Source organism: Streptomyces sp. NPDC041122 (genome assembly GCF_055592445.1).
The window spans coordinates 61,060-81,845 of sequence record NZ_JBVIYQ010000004.1 but is presented as its reverse complement, the minus strand read 5'-3'; the positions used below and the strand labels follow the sequence as shown (position 1 = coordinate 81,845).

16 protein-coding genes are annotated in these 20,786 nt (G+C 72.2%); 14 read left to right on the top strand and 2 right to left on the bottom strand.

Going from position 1 to position 20,786, the window contains the following annotated elements; translation table 11 throughout:
• Positions 1 to 129: 129 nt before the first annotated feature.
• Positions 130 to 681 (bottom strand): CGNR zinc finger domain-containing protein, encoded by a 552-nt coding sequence (locus ACZ6B8_RS16365; RefSeq protein ID WP_471607606.1) that lies wholly within the window; start codon positions 679 to 681, stop codon positions 130 to 132.
• 112 nt (positions 682 to 793) lie between these two features.
• Here ACZ6B8_RS16365 and ACZ6B8_RS16360 point away from each other — a divergent pair, with 112 nt between their 5' ends.
• A complete protein-coding gene (locus tag ACZ6B8_RS16360) occupies positions 794 to 1,432 on the top strand; it encodes a LysE family translocator (protein ID WP_471607605.1) in 639 nt (212 codons plus the stop codon).
• Positions 1,433 to 2,072: 640 nt separating this feature from the next.
• Positions 2,073 to 2,954: a hypothetical protein gene (locus ACZ6B8_RS16355; RefSeq protein WP_471607604.1), complete on the top strand. Its 882-nt coding sequence runs from the start codon at positions 2,073 to 2,075 to the stop codon at positions 2,952 to 2,954.
• A 269-nt stretch (positions 2,955 to 3,223) separates the two neighbouring features.
• Here the strand turns inward: ACZ6B8_RS16355 and ACZ6B8_RS16350 are convergent, their stop codons facing one another.
• Positions 3,224 to 3,544, bottom strand: a complete 321-nt coding sequence (locus tag ACZ6B8_RS16350) for a hypothetical protein (RefSeq protein ID WP_471607603.1) — start codon at positions 3,542 to 3,544, stop codon at positions 3,224 to 3,226.
• 1,609 nt (positions 3,545 to 5,153) lie between these two features.
• Between ACZ6B8_RS16350 and ACZ6B8_RS16345 the strand changes: the two genes are divergently transcribed.
• The 12 genes from ACZ6B8_RS16345 to ACZ6B8_RS16290 all read left to right on the top strand — a co-directional run bounded on the left by ACZ6B8_RS16345 (position 5,154) and on the right by ACZ6B8_RS16290 (position 20,580).
• Positions 5,154 to 6,218: a type III polyketide synthase gene (locus ACZ6B8_RS16345; protein ID WP_471607602.1), complete on the top strand. Its 1,065-nt coding sequence runs from the start codon at positions 5,154 to 5,156 to the stop codon at positions 6,216 to 6,218.
• Between the two features lie 1,993 nt (positions 6,219 to 8,211).
• Positions 8,212 to 8,751 (top strand): cupin domain-containing protein, encoded by a 540-nt coding sequence (locus tag ACZ6B8_RS16340; RefSeq protein WP_471607601.1) that lies wholly within the window; start codon positions 8,212 to 8,214, stop codon positions 8,749 to 8,751.
• 5 nt (positions 8,752 to 8,756) lie between these two features.
• Entirely contained in the window at positions 8,757 to 9,926 is a 1,170-nt protein-coding gene (locus tag ACZ6B8_RS16335) for a DegT/DnrJ/EryC1/StrS family aminotransferase (protein WP_471607600.1), read from the top strand.
• Positions 9,923 to 10,918 carry a class I SAM-dependent methyltransferase gene (locus tag ACZ6B8_RS16330; RefSeq protein WP_471607599.1) on the top strand — a complete coding sequence of 332 codons (996 nt, stop codon included), beginning with the start codon at positions 9,923 to 9,925 and terminating at the stop codon, positions 10,916 to 10,918. Before ACZ6B8_RS16335 ends, ACZ6B8_RS16330 begins: the two co-directional genes overlap by 4 nt.
• Before the next feature lie 238 nt (positions 10,919 to 11,156).
• On the top strand, positions 11,157 to 11,819 hold the full coding sequence (gene wrbA, locus ACZ6B8_RS16325; RefSeq protein WP_471607598.1) for an NAD(P)H:quinone oxidoreductase: 663 nt from the start codon (positions 11,157 to 11,159) through the stop codon (positions 11,817 to 11,819).
• Positions 11,820 to 12,580: 761 nt separating this feature from the next.
• Positions 12,581 to 14,167 (top strand): class I adenylate-forming enzyme family protein, encoded by a 1,587-nt coding sequence (locus ACZ6B8_RS16320; protein ID WP_471070713.1) that lies wholly within the window; start codon positions 12,581 to 12,583, stop codon positions 14,165 to 14,167.
• A gap of 1,511 nt (positions 14,168 to 15,678) precedes the next feature.
• On the top strand, positions 15,679 to 16,890 hold the full coding sequence (metK, locus tag ACZ6B8_RS16315; protein WP_471070710.1) for a methionine adenosyltransferase: 1,212 nt from the start codon (positions 15,679 to 15,681) through the stop codon (positions 16,888 to 16,890).
• Positions 16,891 to 17,431: 541 nt separating this feature from the next.
• Positions 17,432 to 18,418 (top strand): carbohydrate kinase family protein, encoded by a 987-nt coding sequence (locus tag ACZ6B8_RS16310; RefSeq protein ID WP_471607597.1) that lies wholly within the window; start codon positions 17,432 to 17,434, stop codon positions 18,416 to 18,418.
• Positions 18,415 to 18,654 carry a hypothetical protein gene (locus ACZ6B8_RS16305; protein ID WP_471607596.1) on the top strand — a complete coding sequence of 80 codons (240 nt, stop codon included), beginning with the start codon at positions 18,415 to 18,417 and terminating at the stop codon, positions 18,652 to 18,654. Before ACZ6B8_RS16310 ends, ACZ6B8_RS16305 begins: the two co-directional genes overlap by 4 nt.
• Complete coding sequence (metF, locus tag ACZ6B8_RS16300; protein WP_471607595.1) at positions 18,651 to 19,556, top strand: methylenetetrahydrofolate reductase [NAD(P)H]; 906 nt, start codon at positions 18,651 to 18,653, stop codon at positions 19,554 to 19,556. Before ACZ6B8_RS16305 ends, metF begins: the two co-directional genes overlap by 4 nt.
• A 148-nt stretch (positions 19,557 to 19,704) precedes the next feature.
• Positions 19,705 to 19,842, top strand: a complete 138-nt coding sequence (locus ACZ6B8_RS16295; protein WP_471070695.1) for a hypothetical protein — start codon at positions 19,705 to 19,707, stop codon at positions 19,840 to 19,842.
• A gap of 180 nt (positions 19,843 to 20,022) precedes the next feature.
• On the top strand, positions 20,023 to 20,580 hold the full coding sequence (locus ACZ6B8_RS16290; protein ID WP_471607594.1) for a TetR/AcrR family transcriptional regulator: 558 nt from the start codon (positions 20,023 to 20,025) through the stop codon (positions 20,578 to 20,580).
• Positions 20,581 to 20,786 lie beyond the last annotated feature (206 nt).

The window sequence follows — 20,786 nt, the reverse complement described above, 5'->3', positions numbered from 1 at the left end:
CGGCCGTAGTCTGCTCGGCGGCGACACTTGGTCCGCGTGAAGGAGCTGAGCGCGGCATCTATCTCAGCCGCTCGTGACGGGCCCACCGCGGCCGTTCGCTCAGGTTCCGGCGGCGCCGCGGCCCTGGGCTCAGCGCTCTGTGGCGGCCCTGCGGCTGCGGAATGCCGCCACACGTGTGCGGTTCTGGCAGGTCACCGAGCAGAACCGGCGCCGGCCGCCGGGCGACTGGTCGAGGTAGACGTCCGCGCAATGGCTTCCCGTGCAGATGCCGATCCGCGCGAACCCGTGATCGCTGACGTACCTGCGCAGGGTGACCGCCGCCGCCGCGACCAGGGCGTGCGGGGCGTCGTCGACGCTCCACGCGGCGCGCGGTGATCCGTCGGCCCCGGACTGCATGACGGGGCGAACCCCGCTGTCGCGCAACAGCCGCGTCAGGCGCCGCGCGCAGGCCGCACCGTCCGGTGCGCAGAAGACCACGTGGAGGCGGTCCGCCGCGTCGGCGAGTGCCTCCGGGCTCAGCGCGTCGCTCACGCGGGCGGGCAGGCCGAGGTGTTCGGCGAGGTCTGCGACGGGGCGGTGGGGGCTCTCTCCCCGGCCGTCCTCCTGGCGTGGGAGCGTGCCCCAGCCGTTGACCAGTTCCGTCAGCGTCTCGAGGGGGATCTCCGTGAGAGTGACAGCCATGCATCCCAGCGTAACGCATTGACAGCAGTTTTCGCGTTGCGTGACTCCGGGTCGGGTGAGTAACGTGTTGAACGTACGAAGGGTGTTACGTGGCTGACTCTCGGGAGCTGACATGCTGGACCTCACTCTTCTGCCGGCCTATCTGGCGGCGGTCGCGATCATCACCGTCGCTCCGGGGCCCGACGTGGCGTACATCGTGGCCGTGGCCCTGGAGCGAGGCCCGCGGGCCGGCCTGGTCTCCGCATCCGGCATGGCGCTCGGCATGGTCGTGCACGTGATGGCCGCGGTGCTTGGCCTCGCCGTCCTGCTGCGCTCCACGCCCGTGGTGCTAACGCTGGTGGAACTGGTCGGCGGCCTCTATCTGGGGTGGCTGGCGCTCACCACGATCCGCTCGGCCCGAAAGACGCCGACGCAGGCCCCCAAGGCGCTGCCCGGGCGCCAGTTGCTGCGCCGGGCCGTCCTCACCAATCTGCTCAATCCGAAGATCGTGCTGTTCTTCGCCGCGTTCCTGCCGCGGTTCACCAACCCCGAACGCGGCCCGCTCTGGCTCCAGTTGCTCGCCCTCGGACTGATCTTCCTGGTGATGGGGCTCGTTTGGGACAGCACGATCGGTTTGTGCGCCGGCCGGCTGGGTCAGGGACTGGTACGAGGTCGCCGCACTGCCGTGACGGTGAACATGGTCGCCGGAGTCACCTTCGCCGTCCTCGCCGCCTTCCTGCTGAAAGACGTGCTGACCGCCGTCGTGGCGTGACGCGTGCGCTACTCGGGCTTGTCACATCATGCTTGACGACGGCGTTCTTGAATCTCGTGGTCCAACCTGCCGTTGGTGACTGCGGGCGCGGCGGAGACCCTGTGCGGCAGGACGATGCCGGTCGCGTTCGAGTGGCGATCGTTGGGGGCATCGGGAGGCAGTTGGGGCCCTACTGCGGGACTGACATGTCGTTGAGACAGCTAGGGCGGCCCGCTGGCGCAGCGTGAAAATATGGGTTCTCAGCTTCGCTGTCTGACGAAAGCGCTTTGATCTGCTGCTTTTCCTGTTGCCTCAGCTCGTGTCCGGCCGGGCTGCGGTCACTCCCGTGTCACACCAACCGGTGGCGTCGTCCCTGGAGGCGCCTTGGGGGCGGGGAGGGGGGGAGCGCCCTCCGAGGCCCCGACCACCGACACCGAACAGCACCGCCTGGCTCTGCGCGACTACCGTGTGACGGCCGAGCGGCTGCTGCGGATCTGACGGCACGGCAGGCAGGCGGGACGCTCGGCCGTTGTGGCCGCGGCGCGTCCGTTCACCGGCCCGCGAAGAATCCGGCGAAGCGCCATGGTCTGCGCCCCGGCGGCCCTACCGTGTACGGAACGCGGCGCTTCTCGTGCCGGGCGGTGCCGAAGGGGGCTGGGCCATGTCCGAGGAAGAGTCCCCGCAGCGGTCCGCGCAACTGCGGCGCCGCCGTGCGATGGCGGCGGCGGTTGCCATCGGGCTGGTGCTCGGCGCCCTGGGAGGCCTCGCCGCCCACCTGTGGTGGCCCGGCGAAGACGACGGGTCCGAGCCCGAGCGGTCCGTCGCCGCACCGTCCGGTTCCCGGGCCGAGACCGTCCGCTCCGCGATGCTGGCCCAGCGGCTGGTCGGCGTCGACGTCAGCGCCCGCGATCTCGGAGCCTCCGACTCGTTCCACGGCCAGGCCCGCCTCGACCTGGTCGACGCCATCACCGCGAAGGCGGCGACCCATGTCGCCTACGACGGGGGCGAAGGCCACCCCTGGTATCCGCCGGAGGTGGTGCTGATCGGCAACCGCGCCGCCATCACGCCCCACGAGGCGGTGGCCGGACCGGGGGCCGGCCCGGACGGCGGATACCGCACCGAGCCCGACGCGACCGCGGCGGCCGAGGACGACGCCGATGTGCACGCCGCCCTGGAGACCCGCTGGCTGGCCCAGCCCGCCCACATCGAGGCGCTCCTCGACGGCGCAACCGGTGTGCGCACCGAACGGGACGGCGGCACCCGCACCCTCACCGGAAACACCCCGCTGCGCGCCCTGGCCGCCGACCCGGCCGTCGGCGCCCTCTACCGCCCCTACGCGGCCGACCGCCCCGGCGGCACCGTCCGCTTCACCCTGGTCGTCACCACGCGCGACCTGCCCAAGAGCTTGAAGACGCGGGTGCCTTCGGCGGCCGACACGGCAACCGGCGACGAGTCCTTCGAGGTGAAGTACCGGGACTGGACCGAAGGCGAGCCGATCACGGCCCGCCCCGGACCCACACCCCAATGGACCACCACTGGCTGAGGCGGGCTGACTCGTACGACTGCGAGCCGCACGAGCAGCACGTGAGTTCAGCCGGGCAGCGCTTCCACGGAGTCGCCGTTCTGCCGGATTGGTGCCGCTCGTCGAGCAAAGCGTGCAGCTGGCAGCCACTGCGTCGGCAGAGCTCGCGGGTCGAAGGGGAGCCGCGGCACATGGAGTTCGCTGCCGGCATCGTGAGAGCCTTGATCGCCCTTCCTGTCTGCCCCAGAAGTCGGACGCACGCCCGAGCGTGACGTGCGGAGGGGACCTGATCAGCCTGGAACGAGACCCAGCGCCCCCCGCCCGCGTGTGCAGGTCACCGGCTCCTCGGGCCGCGGCGATGACGTCCAGCGCCTCGACGTGCCACCGGTGCAGGTGCCCGGCAGTGAGGCAGTGGGCCAGCAAGCCTCGTGCTCCTCGTCGGTGCCGATCCGCAGCAGGCCGCGTACGGCGGCCTCCTGGGTATGGGGATGCACGTCGGTATCGAGCAGCGCCACCAGGGGCTCGACGCAGTCGGGTGTGGCCCGCTCACTCAGCACGGCGGTCGCGACCGCGTGGGTCGGGGACGCCGCCGCGTCCACTCGGTCGGCCACGCCCTCCCGCGCTCGGCGAGTGTGCAGCGGTGATTGGCGTACTCAGGGGTGGCGCACCAGGCGAGGATGCCAGCCACGTAGGCGACGGTGACGGCGAGCCGGGGAGCCTGTGGTGCAGGTGGGGTACGCGGTCGAGGTGCTGTCGAGGGTGGTGACCGGTGGTGGGGCAGCGGGCGGTACGCAGGGCGGGTGTCATCGGGGCTTGCTCTGCGGGTAGTTGGAGCTTATGAAGCACAAGTATCTTCGCTGGTGATTTACGTCACTTTCGGGGGGTCTTGGTGTCGGGGTGGTGGGCGTGTCACTATTCCTGCACGACGTCCCTGCCCAAAGCCGGTTGTGCGGCGGTGGGTTGAGGGTTCGTCACCGCCGCCCCGCCCGGGTCGTGCCGTGTTTTCTGGCCTCTGCGGCGCCGAAGTTTCTCCCCTCCTGCCTGCTCCTGGTGTTTGCGCGCCTGTATGCGGTGACGTCTGTGTGTCGGGGTGTTCTGGGCTGTCGGCCCTGTGACTGGGAGTTCTCCGGCCGCATTTGCCTTGGGGCATGTTCTGTGTGGCTGGGGCTTGGTGCTCGTCGTGGCTGGGTCATGGTGCCTTCGTTCGTGGTGCGGTGGCCCGGATGGGGGCCGGCGTACTGATCTGGGCTGGTCCCAAACCGAAGGCTCTGCCCTGCCCTGTCTTGTTCTGCCTTGTTCTGCTCTCCTCCGGGGGTGGGCTTGGTTGGGTGTTGTTGGGTTGGGTGGGTTCGTTTCCCGTTCTGTGTAGTGCTGTTGCCCTGTTGGCCTCGTCTTGTTCTGGTGTCGGGGAGGGGGGTTTTGTTCTGTCGGGGTGGTCGGGTTCGGGTGTGTTCCGGATCGCGGGCGCCGGCCGCTGGAAGGGGGAGGGGGCAGGAAGGGGGGGGTGTGCCGGGTTCGGGTTCGGGTCTGGTGTCGTTTCACCGTCCAGCCCCCGGTCACCGTCCAGCCCCCGGGCGGCGGGTATTCGTTGCACAGTGCTTCAGGCTGTGTCCCGGCCGCCCCGGTACACACCTTCAGCACCCTCAGTGTCTTTGGTGTGTCGTGCAGCAAGTCCCGCAGTGCCTCCGGCTTCCTCAGTGCTTCTGGCGTGTCGTGCAGTGCCTCCAGCGCTCGCGGTGCCTCCTGCACCTGCAGTGCTTTTCGCGTGTCGCGCGGTACGTCCAGCACATCCGCAACATCCGCGGTGTCTCCTGCACACCCCCGGTACGTCCAGTACGCCCTCGGATGGTTCCGTTCCGGCAGGGCCTCCAGCATGTTCGAGCCTGCAGCCCGCTGCTTTTCCCGGGCCTTTCCTGCGCGCCCCTCTGTGGTGGGTTTCCTGCATTCCTCTTCGCCTGTCGTCTCCTCTCTCTGCTTTTCCTCTTCCTTTGCTGTTGTTCCTCTGCGCCGCCTGTGGGGCTGGTTTTCGAAGGCTCGTCCTACGGGCGTTCCTTCCTACGGGCGTTCCTGAGGAAGGCGGGGTTGGGGGAGGGGCGGGTTGGGGTTCAAGGAGGGGGATGGTTGGGGGTGTTCGTGCTGGCCTGGCTGGTGCGGTTGTGGTGTGTGTGGGTGTTTCGTTCGTGTGTCTCAGGCAGACTCTAGAGAAAGTGGATTCCCGTTATGCCCAGGCTATGCAAGCCGTCAGTGCGTGTACCGGAATACGTCATCACAGCGGATGAGACGCTGGAGTTCGCCGAGAGGGTTCATGCCGGGAAGCCGCAGCTTCCGCTGGCGTTGCGGCTGATCCGGAACACGGGGGTGTTGAAGCGGCATATCGTGCAGCCGATCGAGGAGACCCTGAAGCATCCGGGGCTGACTGAGCGCAACCGTCTCTATGAGGCGGAGTCGAAGAAGCGTACTCCGGCCGTGGTCGAGGAGGCGCTGGCCAACGCGGGGGTGGGTGCGGGGGACATCGACGCGATCATCTATGTGTCGTGCACGGGGTTTTTGATGCCGTCGTTGACGGCGTGGCTGATCAATACGCTGGGTTTTCGTTCCGACACCCGGCAGATTCCTATTGCGCAGCTGGGCTGCGCGGCCGGTGGTGCGGCGATCAACCGGGCCCATGATTTCTGCCTGGCTCACCCGGGCAGCAATGTGCTGATCGTCTCGTGCGAGTTGTGCTCGCTGTGCTACCAGCCGGACATGGACGACATCGGCTCGCTGCTGTCCGACGGTTTGTTCGGGGACGCGGTCGCGGCCGCGGTGGTCCGCGGTATCGGTGGCACGGGGATCGAGCTGGAGCGTAATTCCTCCTATCTCATTCCCCACACCGAGGACTGGATCTCCTATGCGGTGCGGGACACCGGCTTCCATTTCCAGCTGGACCGGCGGGTGCCGGGGACGATGGAGCCGTTGGCGCCGGTGCTGCGGGAGTTCGCCGCCGGTCACCGCTGGGATGCCTCCAATCTCGACTTCTACATCATCCACGCGGGCGGCCCGCGGATCCTGAACGATCTGGCCAAGTTCCTGGATGTGGACCGCAAGGTTTTCCGGCACAGCTGGTCGACGCTGACGGAGTACGGCAACATCGCTTCCGCCGTCGTCCTGGACGCCGCGCTGCGGCTGTTCGAGGAGGACACCCCGATGCCTGATGCGCGGGGGCTGATCGCGGGGTTCGGGCCCGGTATCACCGCGGAGATGGCCCTGGGCCGCTGGAACAGCGACGCCCCGCCCGCCCCCTGACCCCGCCCCGGTCCGCCCCCACCACCCCGACCGGCGCTACCCGCCTCCCGGGCCCCGGGCGCACGGCCCCCGGGCCTCCGGCGCCCGGCGCACGGCCCAGGGGCCTTCCGGCTACGGCCTCCGGCCCCCGGCGCACGGCCCACGGGTTTTCCGGCTACGGCCTCCGGTCCGGCCCCGGCGTACGGTCTGTCGTCTTTGGCTCATGGCCCCTGGCGTCCGGTCCGCTGTCTCCGGGGTGCTGCCTTCGGCCCGGCCTCGGCGTCGGGTCTGCCGTCTTCGGGGTGCGGCCTTCGGTCCCGGCCCCGGCGTACGGTCTGCTGCCTCTTCGGGGTGCGGTTTTCGGTCCCGGTCCCGGTGTCGGGTCTGCCGTCTTCGGGGTGCGGTTTTCGGTCCGCCCTTCCTGGCGTAGGGTCCGCTGCTTTGGGGTTGCAGCCTTCCGGCTACGGTCTTCGGTGTCCGGTCCGCTGTTTTCGGTTTACGGCCTCCGGTCCCCGTCCCCTCCGGGTGTAGGGCCCGTTGGTGTCGGGTCGGGTCGGGTTACGGCTTTCCGGCCCTTGGCGTACGGCCGTTGTCTTTGGGTCGCGGCCTTCGGGGTGCTGTCCGCTGTGTTCGGGGTGCGGCCTTCGGCCTGGCCTTGGCGTGCGGTCCGTTGCCTTCGGGTCGCGGCCTTCGGAGTACGGCCTTCGGCATGGTCTGCGGTCTGTGGCTCACAGCCCGCGGCGTGCGGTCTGCTGTCTTCGGGGTGCGGCCTCGCTCCCGGCTCTCGGTGCAGGGTCCGCTGCTTTCGGGTAACGGCTGCTGTCCCCTTTTGGACGTGGTCCGTTGTCTTTGGGTTACGGCCTCTGGTCCGGCCCTGGCGTGCGGTCTGCCGCTGTCGGGTTATGGGCCTTTGGCCTTGTCCCACGGTTTGCGGCCCGCTGTCTGCGGCGTGTGGTCCGTGGCTGTGGGATTACGGCCTGCGGCCTCTGGTGCACGGCCCGTTGTCTCGGGTTGCGGCCTGCGGCCTCCGGCTGGCGTGTGGTCCGCTGTCTTCGGCTGACGGCCCTTGGTGTCGGGGGCTGCTGCTTTCGGGTTGTGGCCCTTCGTTCGGTCCGGCACGCGGCCCGTTGCCTCGGCCTCGGCCCCCGGTGTTCAGCTCCGGCTGGTAACCCGGTGCACGGTCTGCCGTCTTCGGCTCACGGGCCTGCGGCCACGATTCCCGGCTCCGGTACCGACTCCGGCTGCGGCCACGGGTTGGCTCCGGTCTGCGGGCTCTTGGCCTCGGAGTTCGGGTCCACCAGGCCTTCGGGCCAAGGGTTTCCGGCCCCGGCTCATGGTCCGCTGCCTTCGCCTCACGCCTCACGGCCTGTGGCCATGGCTCACGCCTCACGGCCTGTGGCCACGCCTCACGGCCTGTGGCCACGCCTCACGGCCTGTGGCCGTGGCTCGCGGCCTCCGGTCTGCGGGCTCTTGGCCCCGGAGTCGGGCCCACCAGGGTTTCGGCTCAAGGGTTTTCGGGTCCTCGGGTGGGTGTCTCCAGCTCCCAGCTGCTGCCGTGGTCTCCGGCTCGCGCCGGTGGTCTCTGTCCTGCGGGCTCTCGGCCCTCGGTGCAGGTCCGCTGTTTTCGGCTCACGGGCCTGCGGCTCGCGGCCTGCGGTCACGGCTCAGGGCCCATGGCTCACGGCCCACGGCCCACGGCCTGTGGTGGTGGTCCATGGCGCACGGCCCACGGGCCACGGCCTGTGGTGGTGGCCCATGGCGCACGACCCATGGCGCACGGCTCATGGCGCACGGTGCACGGGCCACGGCCTGTGGTGGTGGTCCATGGTCCACGGCTCACGGCCTGCGGCCTGTGGCCTGCGGCCTGTGGCCTGTGGCCTGTGGTGATGGTCCTCGGGCGGGGGGTGCACAGCGTGTTCGCCCGTGCGGGCGGGGCGTGAGCCCGCGCCGGCACCGCCGCCACCCCCTGATCTCTCTCTTTTTGTTCCTCTCGTCCATGAAGGAAACCGATCACATGACTGGCCTGATCGTCCCGCCCGGTGGGGGACGCAAGCTGATCACTCCGGCGCAGGAAGTGACCTTCAAGGCCACCCAGGCGCAGGGCTCTTCCATCTCCATCTTCGAGGTGGTCGTGCCGCCCGGCTTCGATGTCGGTGCTCACGTGCACCGCGAGTCCCAGGAGTTCTTCTACGTCCTTGACGGTGAGCTGGATTTGATGTGTTTCGAGCCCGTGGAGCGGACCAAGGACACCTGGCACCACTGGCGTTCGGCCGCCGGGGAACGCGTCATCCGCGCGAGCGCGGGCGGCTGCATGTTCGTGCCGCCCGGTATCCCGCACGCCTTTCGCAACGCCACCGACAAGCCCGTCACGATGCTCTTCGAGAGCTATCCCTCACCCGATCACGAGCAGTACTTCGAAGAGATCACCGAGATCTGGGCGCGCGGGGCCAGCGTCGATCCCGCGGCGGTGGAGGAGATGCGCCAACGCTACGACGTCGAGGAACTCACCCCCTTGCGCTACACCCCGCCCCCGACCGCCACCCGCGGGAAGTGAGAGCCATGACCACCGTGAACACCACCCCCATACCCCTGGTCCATGCCAGCCTGGGCGAGAAGGAACTGGCCGCTGTCGCCGAGGTGTTCGCCTCGGGCTGGCCGGCCGGGCAGGGCCCCAGGGGCAAGGCCCTGGAAGCTCAGCTCGCCCAGCGCTACGCCCGCCAGGCCGTCGCGCTCAGCAACTGCGGTGCCGCCCTGCACCTGGCGCTGCTCGCCCTGGGCGTGCGGGCCGGTGATGAGGTGATCGTCGCCGACTACACCTTCCCCGCGCCCGCCCACGCCGTGCGCTACCTGGACGCGGTGCCCGTCTTCGCCGACGTGCGCGCCGACACCCACACCATCGACCCCGACAGTGTCGCCGACCTCATCACGCCCCGGACGGTGGGGATCATCGCGGTGGACACCGTCGGCCTGCCCGCCGACTACCGTGAACTGCAGGCCCTGGCCGATGCCCGCGGCCTGTTCCTTATCGAGGACGCCGCCTGCGCGGTCGGCGCCACCTACCAGGGCCGTGAGGCCGGCGCGCTGGCCGAGGTGGCCTGCCTGTCCTTCCACGGCCGCAAGGGCGCCACCAGCGGCGAGGGCGGCGCCCTGCTGGCCGCCGACCCCGCCCTCGCCGACGACGCACGGCTGCGGTCCTCCTTCGGCATCGGCAGCATCTTCGACCAGTCCAAGGTCGTGGGCCTGCCCATCCCGCAGTTCACCGAGATCGGCTACAACTTCAAGCTCTCCGACATCGCCGCGGCGATCCTGCAGGTCCAGATCGGCCGCATCGGCGAACTGCGCCGGCGCCGCGCCGAGACGGCCGCCCGCTACGGCGAGCTCCTGGCGGACGAGGAACTGCTGAGCCTGCCCACGGTGCCGGACGACCGTACGCATGCCTGGCAGTCCTACCTGGTGCGCCTGGACGAGCGGGTGGACCGCGCGGCGCTGGCCGCGGACCTGCGCGCCCAGGGCATCGGCTGCGGCCACGGCACCTGGGCCACCCACCTGCAGCCGGTCTTTGAGTCCAAGCAGACCTGCCCCGTCTCCGCCGACCTCTACCACCACCACCTGGCCATCCCCATGCACGCCGAACTCACCCCCGAGCAGGTCGAACGGGTCGCGAGCCGGCTGCGCACCGCCCTTCACACCCACGCGGCCCCCGCCCGGGGCCTGGGAGGAACCCCATGAGCGAGCAGCAGCCCACCCCGGACACGGTCCTGCGCCTGATCAACGGCTACTGGTCCACCGGCATCATCGGCGCCGCGGCCGGCCACCGTCTCTTCACCCACCTCAACGAGGGCGCCGGCACCGCCGACGCTCTCGCCCGCCGCGCCGGTATCTCCCCGCGCGGCGCGCAGAGCCTGCTGGACGGCCTGGTCAGCATCGGCCTGGTCGTCCTTGAGGACGGCACCTACCGCAACAGTGCCGAGGCCGACGCCTACCTCGTGGAGGGCCGGCCGGCCGACCTGAGCGCCATGGCCCGCCTGAAGCTGACCCACATGGGCAGCCTGACGGCGCTGCCCGACGTGGTCGCCGCCGGCGGCCCGGTCAGCGACCCGGCCACCGAGGTCGCCGACAACCCGCACTGGGGCCAGGTCGTGCCCGCCATCGCCGCCCAGTCCGTGCCCGCCGCCGCCGTCGCCGCCGACGTCCTGGGCCTGGAGGAGGCCGGAGCCGTGTCCATCCTGGACATCGGCGGCGGCTCGGGCATCTACTCCGCGACCTGGCTCGAACGCAACCGGGCCGCCCGCGCCACCCAGCTCGACTGGGAACCCATCAACGCCATCGCCCGCCGCCTGCTCACCGAACGCGGCCTGGCCGACCGCTTCACCTGCATCGACGGCGACTTCCACCACACCGACTTCGGCCAGGACACCTACGACGTCGCCCTGTACTCCCACATCGCCCACCAGGAAGGACCTGAGGACAACATCGCCGTCTTCACCCGCCTGAAGGACGCCCTCAAACCCGGCGGCGCCCTCGTCGTGTGCGACTACGTCGTCGACGACGACCGCGGCGGACCCGCCTTCCCGCTCCTCTTCGCCTCCGAAATGCTCCTCAAGAGCAAGCAGGGCGGCACCTGGCGGCGTGCGGACTACCACGCCTGGCTCACCAAGGCCGGCTTCAGCGACATCACCTTCCACTCCGCCCCGCCCGCCACCCTCGTCATCGCCCGCTGACCACCCACCCCCGGGCCCCCCAACTGCCCGGCCCACCAGACGCGTCAGCCGCATCACCGCGTCAGACACGTCGGGTGTGTCAGGGGCCAGGGGGAGGGAGGCAGGGGGGCAGGGGCAGGCGGGGGCATCAGGCAGCGGCGGCGCCGCTACCGCGCGCGGGGAGCGGCCCCATGCCCCGCACCACACCGGCACGCCGGAACGCCGCAACGCCGCAACGCGGGAATGCCGCAACGCCGGAATGCCGGAATGTCATGCAGAGAAGCAGAGAAGCAGAGAAAAGGATTCAGTTGTGGAACCTGTGAACGTTGCCATCATCTATTACAGCGCGACCGGCACCGTGCACACGCTGGCCCAGGCGGTGGCCGAGGGCGCGGAGAAGGCCGGTGCGCGCGTGCGGCTGCGTACCGTGGCCGAGACCGCCCCCCAGGCGGCGATCGAGGCCAACCCGGCCTGGGCGGCCCACCGTGCGGCCACCGCGGATGTCACCGAGGCCGGCCACGAGGACCTCGCCTGGGCCGATGCGGTCCTGTTCGGCACCCCCAGCCGGTTCGGGAACCCCGCAAGCCAGCTGCGGGCCTTCATCGACACCACCGGACCCCTGTGGTTCGCCGGGAAGATCGCCGGGAAGGTGTTCTCGGCGTTCACCGCCAGCAACACCGCCCACGGCGGCCAGGAATCCACCATCCTGGCCCTGTCCAACACCTTCTACCACTGGGGCGGCATCATCGTGCCCCCCGGCTACACCGACCCCGTCCAGTTCCAGTCCGGCAACCCCTATGGCACCTCCCACGTCGCCGGCGACGGCGCCCCCGGCGAAATCGCCCTCCAGGCCGCACGCCACCAGGCCCGCCGCGTCGTCGACACCACCGCCGCCCTCAAAACCGGCCGCGCCACCCTCTGAACAGACACCCGCCCCCGGGATAAGAAGCAGGGGCCGGTACGAGGACGGCCGGCACGGGAGGAGCAGCGGCAACCCCCCACCGCAGAAGGCCGGTTGCACCCCCCCTGCGGCGCTCCATGCCCTGCGGCGCTCCACCCTTGCGGGCGCTCCAGCCCTTGCGGTGCTGCGCACCCCTAACGGGTGCTGCTCTAACGGGTATTGCGCCCTGGCGCTGCTGTGTCCCCTTTGCCGTGCCGGACCCCTTGCGGTGCGCACCCCCCGGCCCGGGGCGGGGGAGTCCGGTCGGTCTCCCGGCCCGGGGCGGGTGTGGGGCGTCATTCTGCGTCGTGTCCTGCAGGCGGCGGGTGGTCACGGGCCAGGCCGGGGGCGCGGCCGGCTGCGTGGCCCGGCCCGAGGGGGCGCCCCCGGCGTCCCGGCGCGGTCCAGGCGGCCGTCGGGCCCGCGCCCTGTGAAGGGTGCCGGGCCGCCGGCGTCCGCCTCGTCCGCCTCAATGCTTTCGACGACGCAGCCGCACGCAATGTGAGGCCCCCCCGGGGGGCATCCTGCTTCCCCCGCCCCGCCGTACCCCGCCGTGCCCTGCCGTGCCCCGCCGTGCCCTGCTTATCCCTGCCCCCATCACCCCCCTTTGCGTTGCCTGCCCCGTCGGCTCCGCCTGCCCTGCCTGTTCCGTCCGTCTCCGTCCGGGGGTTCGCCCGGCCGGGGGGGCTTGGGCTTGGGCCGGGGCCGTCCGTCCACCCGATCCCGCAGAAGGAGGCAGCCCGATGAAGGGCTCCACGGTCTACCGATCGATACAAAAGCGCGGCCTGCACCTCGGACTCCTGCCGGAGATGGCCGCGGCCGTCAACGGCTCGACGCCGCTCACCCTCGACCACGACCTGGACGTCCTGCCCCATCTGGGACGGCGCCTGACGGTCGCGGAGTTCGCCCATGCCGTCGACGACCTGGCGGCCCGGCTGTGGGCGGCCGGGGTGCGGCCCGATGAGCACATCGTGGTCCACAAGAGCGCCAACGCCGACATCTGGATGCTCGGCGCCGCCGCCTCCCGTATCGGCGCCATCCCGGTGATGCTCTCGCCCGCCCTGGACGGCTCGACCGTCGGCGCCCTCATCCAGCGTCTGGAGCGGCCCAGCCTGCTCACCGACACACCCAAGCTGCAGGGCATGGCCCAGGTGGGGCTCGAGGACATCACCCGCCGCATCATCCTCACCGCCGGCGAACACCCCGGCGCCCAGTCCCTGGCCGCGCTCGCCGGTTCCCCCCGCATCCGCGCGCGGGTCCGCCCGATCGACGAGGCGGCGGTCATCACCCACACCTCCGGCACCACCGGACTGCCCAAACTCGTCGTGCACACCCCCCGCACCCAGGGCATCCGCCTGCTGCCGCAGTGGCGGCTGCTGGCCCTGATGCGCCGCAAGGACACCGTCGCCATCCACATCCCCTTCGTGCACTCGCGGATGGTGGCGGCCATGTCCCTGGCGCTGCTGAAGGAACTGCCGATCCTGCTGCTCAACGAATCCGACCCCGACAGCGTCGCCGAGCAGCTCGCCGCCCACCGGCCCGGCTTCATCGAGGCCCTGCCCAACTCCCTGATGGACTGGGAGGAACTGGCCGCCGACCCGCGCCGCCCCTTCTCCTCCGTCAAGATCTTCAGCAGCACCTTCGACGCCATCCACCCGCGCACCATGAGCCGGCTGCTGAACGCCTCCGACCGCCCCGGCGCCCTGTTCTTCCAGATCTACGGCCAGAGCGAGGTCGGCCCCGCCGTCGGCCGCGCCTACTTCCGCTCCTCCGCCCACAAGGCCAACGGCCGCTGCGTGGGCTGGGCGATGCCGCTGGGCGCCGCCCAGGTCCGCGTCACCAGCCGCAACGGCCGGCCTCCCTCCCAGGACAACCCCGGCTTCATCGAAGTCGCCTGGGACGGCCTGGCCAAGACCTACTTCGCCGAACAGGACCGCTACGCCGCCAACCGCAACGGCGCCTGGTGGCGCACCGGCGACGTCGGCTACCGCACCCGGCTGGGCTGCCTGCACATGCTCGACCGGGAAGTCGACATGATCGAAGGCGTCAGCAGCTCCCTGGAAGTCGAGGACGTCGTCCTGGGCCGGCTGCCCGAACTGACCGAACTCGTCGTGGTGACCGGCCCCGGCGACCGGCCCGTCCCCGTCATCTGCACCACCGACGACACCCCCCTGGACCACGCCCGCTGGCAGGCCGCCGTCACCGAGTTCCCCCAGCTCGCCGACCCCGTCCAGATCCCCCAGGCCGAACTGCCGCGCACCGCCACCCTCAAGGTCCAGCGCAGCGCGCTGGCCCACCAGCTCCACACCCGCCTGGCCGACCCCGCCTGAAACCACCCCACCCACCCCTCATCCCGGAGCGGTCGGCCACCACCACCGGCGCCCCGCACCCGCGTTCACCCCGGCAGCGAAACCCACCCGCCGGGCACACGGCCCCGGGACGCGCACACACCCAGCAGGGACCGGGGCCGGGGGCCGGGGGGGGCGGGCTCGCCGCGCGAGGTGCGGCCGGGCCCGAGGCGGCCCAGAAACGTACGGGCCGGGAGCGGGCCGGTATGCGCCCGGCGCCCCACCCCCCCTTGCCGGAGGGGGGGGCACCCCGCGGGGCAGACCCGGCCCGCGTACACGGTGCTGCCCGAAAACTAACCCGGACGGCACCGGCGCACCGCCTGGAGCAGAGGCCTGCGGCCCGAGCCCCGGGGGGGCGAGTAGGAGTCCTCTGCGGTCCAAGTGCGGGGGAGTGGCGTACGAGCACTCGGCGTGCCAGGGGGCGGGGGAGAGGCGTACGGGCCTGCCGCAGGGGAGTGTCGCGGTGCACCGGCACGGCGGGGCAGCCCCGGGGCCGTGCCGTCCGCCCCCGGACCCGTACCGCCGGACGCCCGGGTACGCCGAACCCCGGACCGCCCGGCACATGGTGTGGCCCAAGGGCTCGCCCCTGCGCGGGAGTTGGCCCCGGTGAACCTCACGCCCCCCGGGGCCTGCCCGGCGCGCGGTTCGGCTCAAGGGCTGTCCCGTACGCGAGGGACGCGCGGGAGGGGATCCCGGAGATCCCCGCGCACACCCCTGCTCCCGCCCGGCGCACGGTCCGGCTCAAAGGCTGTGCCCGTCTGCGGGAGGTGAGTCCGGTGAGCCGGCGCCCGCCCCCGCTCTCGCCCGGCGCGCGGTCCGGCCCAGGCACGGGGCCCCAAGCCCGTCGTGCCCGAGCCCGCCCGGCGCACGGTCCGGCCCGCCATCCCGCTCCCGTGCACGGGAGCGGCCCCACCCCGGTCGCCTTCCGGTGCACGCCCTCAGCTCCGTCCGGCACACGGTTGCTTCCCAAGGCCCCGTTCCGCACGCGGACTTGCCCCTGACGATCCCTCTACTCGCCCCCAGGCTTCGCCCGGTGCGCGGCTTGGCCCAAGTGCGTTCCCGCACAGGTGAGTTGGTCCCGGCGGGCCTCATGCCCGGCGCCGGTCCCGGCCCCGGCTGCGCCCCCGGCAAGGTTTCAGTGCGCGGGCTGTCCCGTACGTACGCGGGAGTTGAGCCCCGTGGATCCGATGCCCGCCCCCGGCCCCCCCCGGCGCGCGGTCCGGGCCAGGAACCCCTCCCGTGCACGGCAGGGGCCCCGGGTGCCCCCTGCGTTCGCCCTCAGCTCCGCCCGGCGCCGCGCGGCTGGTTCCAAGGCCCGGCCCGTATACGGGGGGTCGCCCCCGCGCCCGCCTGCCCGCGCGCACGCCCGCGGGCGGAACGGCCCCGTGCCCGACGGGCCCGTGTGTGGTCTGACCGGCCGCTCCCGCCCGTACGGGGCCCGCCCGGCCGCCGCGCACCGTCCATCCATTCACCCTGCTACGCCCTGGAGAGTCATGTCCCATCGCCTGTTCACCTCGGAATCCGTGACCGAGGGCCACCCCGACAAGATCGCCGACCAGATCAGCGACACCATCCTGGACGCCCTGCTCAGCCAGGATCCCGCCTCCCGGGTCGCGGTCGAGACGCTGATCACCACCGGCCAGGTGCACATCGCGGGCGAGGTGACCACCGCCGCCTACGCCGACATCGCCACCCTGGTCCGCCAGAAGATCCTTCAGATCGGCTACGACTCCTCCGCCAAGGGTTTCGACGGCGCCTCCTGCGGTGTGTCGGTGTCCATCGGCGCGCAGTCCCCCGACATCGCCCAGGGCGTCGACACCGCCTATGAGCAGCGGGTCGAGGGCGATGAGGACGAGCTGGACAAGCAGGGCGCGGGCGACCAGGGCCTGATGTTCGGCTACGCCACCGACGAGACGCCCACGCTGATGCCGCTGCCGATCGAGCTGGCCCACCGTCTCGCCCGGCGCCTGAGCGAGGTCCGCAAGGACGGCACCGTCCCCTACCTGCGCCCCGACGGCAAGACGCAGGTCACCGTCGAGTACCGGGGCAGCCGGCCGGCCCGTCTGGACACCCTCGTGGTCTCCTCCCAGCACGCCGCCGACATCGACCTGGACGACCAGCTCACCCCCGACCTGCGCCAACACGTCGTCGAGCACGTGCTGGCCCAGCTCGCGAGGGAGGGCATCAAACTCGACACCGACGACTACCGGCTCTTCGTCAACCCCACCGGCCGCTTCGAGATCGGCGGCCCGATGGGCGACGCAGGCCTGACCGGCCGGAAGATCATCGTCGACACCTACGGCGGCATGGCCCGCCACGGCGGCGGCGCCTTCTCCGGCAAGGACCCCTCCAAGGTCGACCGCTCCGCCGCCTACGCGATGCGCTGGGTCGCCAAGAACATCGTCGCCGCCCAGCTGGCCACCCGCTGCGAGGTCCAGGTCGCCTACGCCATCGGCAAGGCCGAACCGGTCGGGCTGTTCATCGAGACCTTCGGCACCGCCACCGTCCCCCAGGCCCACATCGAACGCGCCGTCGGCGAGGTCTTCGACCTGCGCCCCGCCGCGATCATCCGCGACCTGGACCTGCTGCGCCCCATCTACGCCCAGAGCGCCGCCTACGGCCACTTCGGCCGTGAGCTGCCCGACTTCACCTGGGAGCGCACCGACCGCGCCGACGCCCTGCGCGCGGCCGCCGGCGCCGCCTGACCCCTCCTCCCACCGCACACCCGCCGGCCACCCGGCCACCCGGCCACCCGGCCACCCGGCCGGGCGGGCGCGGGGCGCGGGTGCGGGCGGGGCCGGGCAGGAGGGCGCCCCGCCCACGCGCGCCCCCGCCACACGTCCACATCCGCATCCCCGGCCCCGGCCGGCGCCGCGCCCGTAATACCCGCCGCCCCGCCCGGCGGTGGCCGCACCCCCGGCGCCGTACCGCCCCACCCCCCCCGTATCCGTGGCCTGCCCGCCTCACCTGCCGCCCGGCCCGCCCCGGCGGGCCCGGCCCGGTGGCCGCCTGCCGCCTGCCGTATGCCGGTGCCGCGGGCGGCCCGCCCCTGTCCTCCGCGCGCCCGCCCGCCACCGACCACGCACCGCCACCGGGCCCCCGCCTCGCTGCCCCCTCGCCGCGTCGCCACCGGCCCCCGCCTCACCGCCCCCTCGCCGCGTCGCCGTCTCGCCCGCCCTGCCCGTTGCCCGCCGGCCTTCGCCGCTCTCCACCGCCGGGCCCAGCTTCAAGGGAGTGCTTTCTTCCGTGCGTATCGCCGTGACCGGATCGATAGCGACCGACCACCTGATGGTGTTCCCCGGACGCTTCGCCGAGCAGCTGATCAAAGAGCAACTGGAGCGCGTCTCCCTGTCCTTCCTCGCCGACCGGCTCGAGGTCCGCCGGGGCGGTGTCGCCGCCAACATCGCCTTCGGCCTGGGCCTGCTCCGGCTGAACCCGGTCCTGATCGGCGCGGCCGGCCTGGACTTCGCCGAGTACGGCCGCTGGCTGGAGGAACACGGCGTGGACACCTCCGCCGTCCAGGTCAGCGACACCCTGCACACCGCGCGCTTCGTGTGCACCACCGACGAGGACCAGAACCAGATCGCCACCTTCTACGCCGGCGCCATGGCCGAGGCCGCCCACATCGACCTCGCCGCCGTCACCGCCCGCACCGGCACCCCCCTCCTCGTCCTGGTCGGCGCCGACGACCCGGCCGCGATGCTGCGCCACACCGCCGCCGCCCATGCCCTGAACATCCCGCTGGCCGCCGACCCCTCCCAGCAGCTGGCCCGCCTCGACCGCGGCCAGGCCCGCCGCCTCGTCGACGGCGCCCGCTGGCTGTTCACCAACGAGTACGAGGCCGCCCTGCTCCAGGAACGCACCGGCTGGAGCCGGGCCCAGCTCCTTGAGCGCACCGGCACCTGGATCACCACCCGGGGCGCCGACGGCGTCAGCCTGGACCGCGCCGGCTGCCCCCGCCTGAACGTCCCGGCCGTCCCCGCCGGCACCATCGCCGACCCCACCGGCGCCGGCGACGCCTTCCGCTCCGGTTTCCTGGCCGCCACCGCCTGGCAACTGCCCCAGGAACGCGCCGCCCAGCTCGGCTGCGCCCTGGCCACCACCGTCCTGGAATCGGTCGGCACCCAGGAGTACAAGCTCCTGCCCGCCGACCTGCTCACCCGCATCGAGGACACCTACGGGCCCGCCGCCGCCCGCACCCTGCAGACACCGCTCACGGGCAGCACCTCATGACCCGCCCGCCCCGCGAACACACCGCCGCCCCGCGCCGGGCCCTGGCCCGCCGCGTGATGGCGACCCGCAGGACGGCGGGCCCCACGCTGCGGGCGCAGGCCCCCGCCCTGAAGACCTCCGTCCTGAAGACCTCCGTCCTGGAGGCCCGTGTGCAGATCACCGCCCCGCCCCGGCCGGAGCCGAGCGGCGGCCTGCGCTCGCCTGCCTCTCCGTTCCCGCCGCAGGAGCGGACATGAGCAGCCTGCGCGAGGTCGTCGCCGGCCCTGCCCCCAGCTTCTCCTTCGAGTTCTTCCCGCCCCGGAACGAGTCCGCCGCCCGCCAGCTGTGGCGCACCATCCGCCGCATCGAGACCCTCGCCCCCGCCTTCGTCTCGGTCACCTACGGCGCCGGCGGCTCCTCCCGCGAGCGGACCGTGGAGCTCACCCAGCGCATCGCCGCCGAGACGACGCTGCGCCCGGTCGCCCATCTGACCGCGGTCGGCCACTCGGTGGCCGAACTGCGCCACATCATCGGCCAGTACGCCGATGCCGGCGTCCGTGACGTGCTGGTTGTGCGCGGTGATCCGCCCGGCGACCCGGGCGGGCCCTGGACCGCCCACCCCCAGGGCCTGGCCCACGCTCATGAACTGGTGCGCCTGGTCAAGGAGTCGGGGGAGTTCAGCGTCGGCGTGGCCGCCTTTCCCGAACGCCATCCCCGCTCGGCCGACTGGGACAGCGACATCCGCCACTTCGTCGCCAAGTGCCGGGCGGGCGCCGACTACGCCATCACCCAGATGTTCTTCCACGTCGAGGACTACCTGCGGCTGCGCGAGAGGGTGACGGCCGCGGGCTGCACCACCCCGATCATCCCCGAGATCATGCCGGCCACCGACGTGCGCCAGATCAGCCGGTTCGCCGCACTCAGCGGCGCCGCCTTCCCCGAAGCGCTGGCCCACCGCCTGGAGGCCGCCCGCGAGGACCCCGCCGAGGGCCACCGCATCGGCGTCGAGCACGCCACGCTCATGGCCGAGCGGCTGCTGGCCGAAGGCGCCCCCGGACTGCACTACATCACCCTCAACCGCTCGACGGCCACGCTCGAGATCCACCGCAACATCACCCACGCACAGAGCGCCCCGCACGGCCTCGCAGCCCACAACTGACACCCCCCTGGCCCAGAACGCCGCCCGCCGCCGCCCCGACGCGCCCGGCGTGAACCCGCCCGCCTTCCCTCGCCCTTAGACGCCGCGGGCCCCTGTTGTACGTCCGACGACCACTACCGCTACTGGCCCCAACCGGCAGGAGGATCACGTGCACGACAGCGAAGAGGACCACCCCCGGCCCTCCCGGGACACCGCCCTCGCACCGCCGCGCACCCCGCCGCTCCGGCTCGCCGGCATCGACGAGGACGACATCGTCGAACCCCACGTCGTACGCGGCATCGACTGACCCCTCCAGCCCCCCCTTGAGCCGCCCTCCCTCTGAGCCGCCCCCGGCCGTCCAGCAGAGGCCCAGCCCGCATCCGGCCGGAGTCGAGCCGGTATCCGGCAGGCCTCACGCCGAGGCGGGCAGGAAAGGAGCGGCGAAGGCCCCCGCCCTGCCCAACTCCCCGTCCCAGAAGGAGAAGAGATGTCCCACGCCGCACACCAGGCCCGCACCGCACCGGCCCCGCAGGACGGCCAGCCCGCCCACCCCGGGCAGGACGCCCACCCCGGGCAGGACGCCCGCCCCGGGCCGGGCGCGGACGGTGCCGGCGCCCTGGACGACATCGGCGACGCCCTGGCCCAGGCCGGGGCGGCCTCGCTGAGCGGGCAGCGCGCCGAACTGGCCGAGAGCCTGCTGCGGGCCGCCCTGTCCAAGTGGGAGGACCCCGCCGCCCGCCCCCAGCTCCTGGCCGCCTTCAGCGCCGTCTTCAGCGGCGAGGACGGCGCGGCCCGGATGCGTGACTTCATGTCCCGCCAGATCTTCCGCCAGCTGGCCGACTCCCTGCAGGAGCCGGCCAAGGACTTCGACGAGGTCGCCCGCGCCCTCGGCGTGCCGCCCATGAACATCAACGCCGCCCAGGCCCAGGTCTGGGGCGTGGCCGTGCTGCGCTACGTCGTGAAACTGGAGCCGCTCGCCTCCGCCTCCGTCGACGACGTCATCGCTCTGGTCGCCCCCACCATCCAGCGCTACCTGGTCGGCTGACCACCCCACCCCGCCCCGCTCCCACCCCCGTTCGGTTCCCGCCCACCGCGCCGGCCCCCTCACATTCGGCGGCCCTGTTTCGTCGTACCGGTGAAGACGCCGCCACCCCGCGCACAGCGGGCGCGGCCACCGACCGGCGCCGGCCGGAATGTCCGCGCGGACGGCCTAGTTGGGTCGCACCTTTATCCGGAGGAAGTAACCAGGCC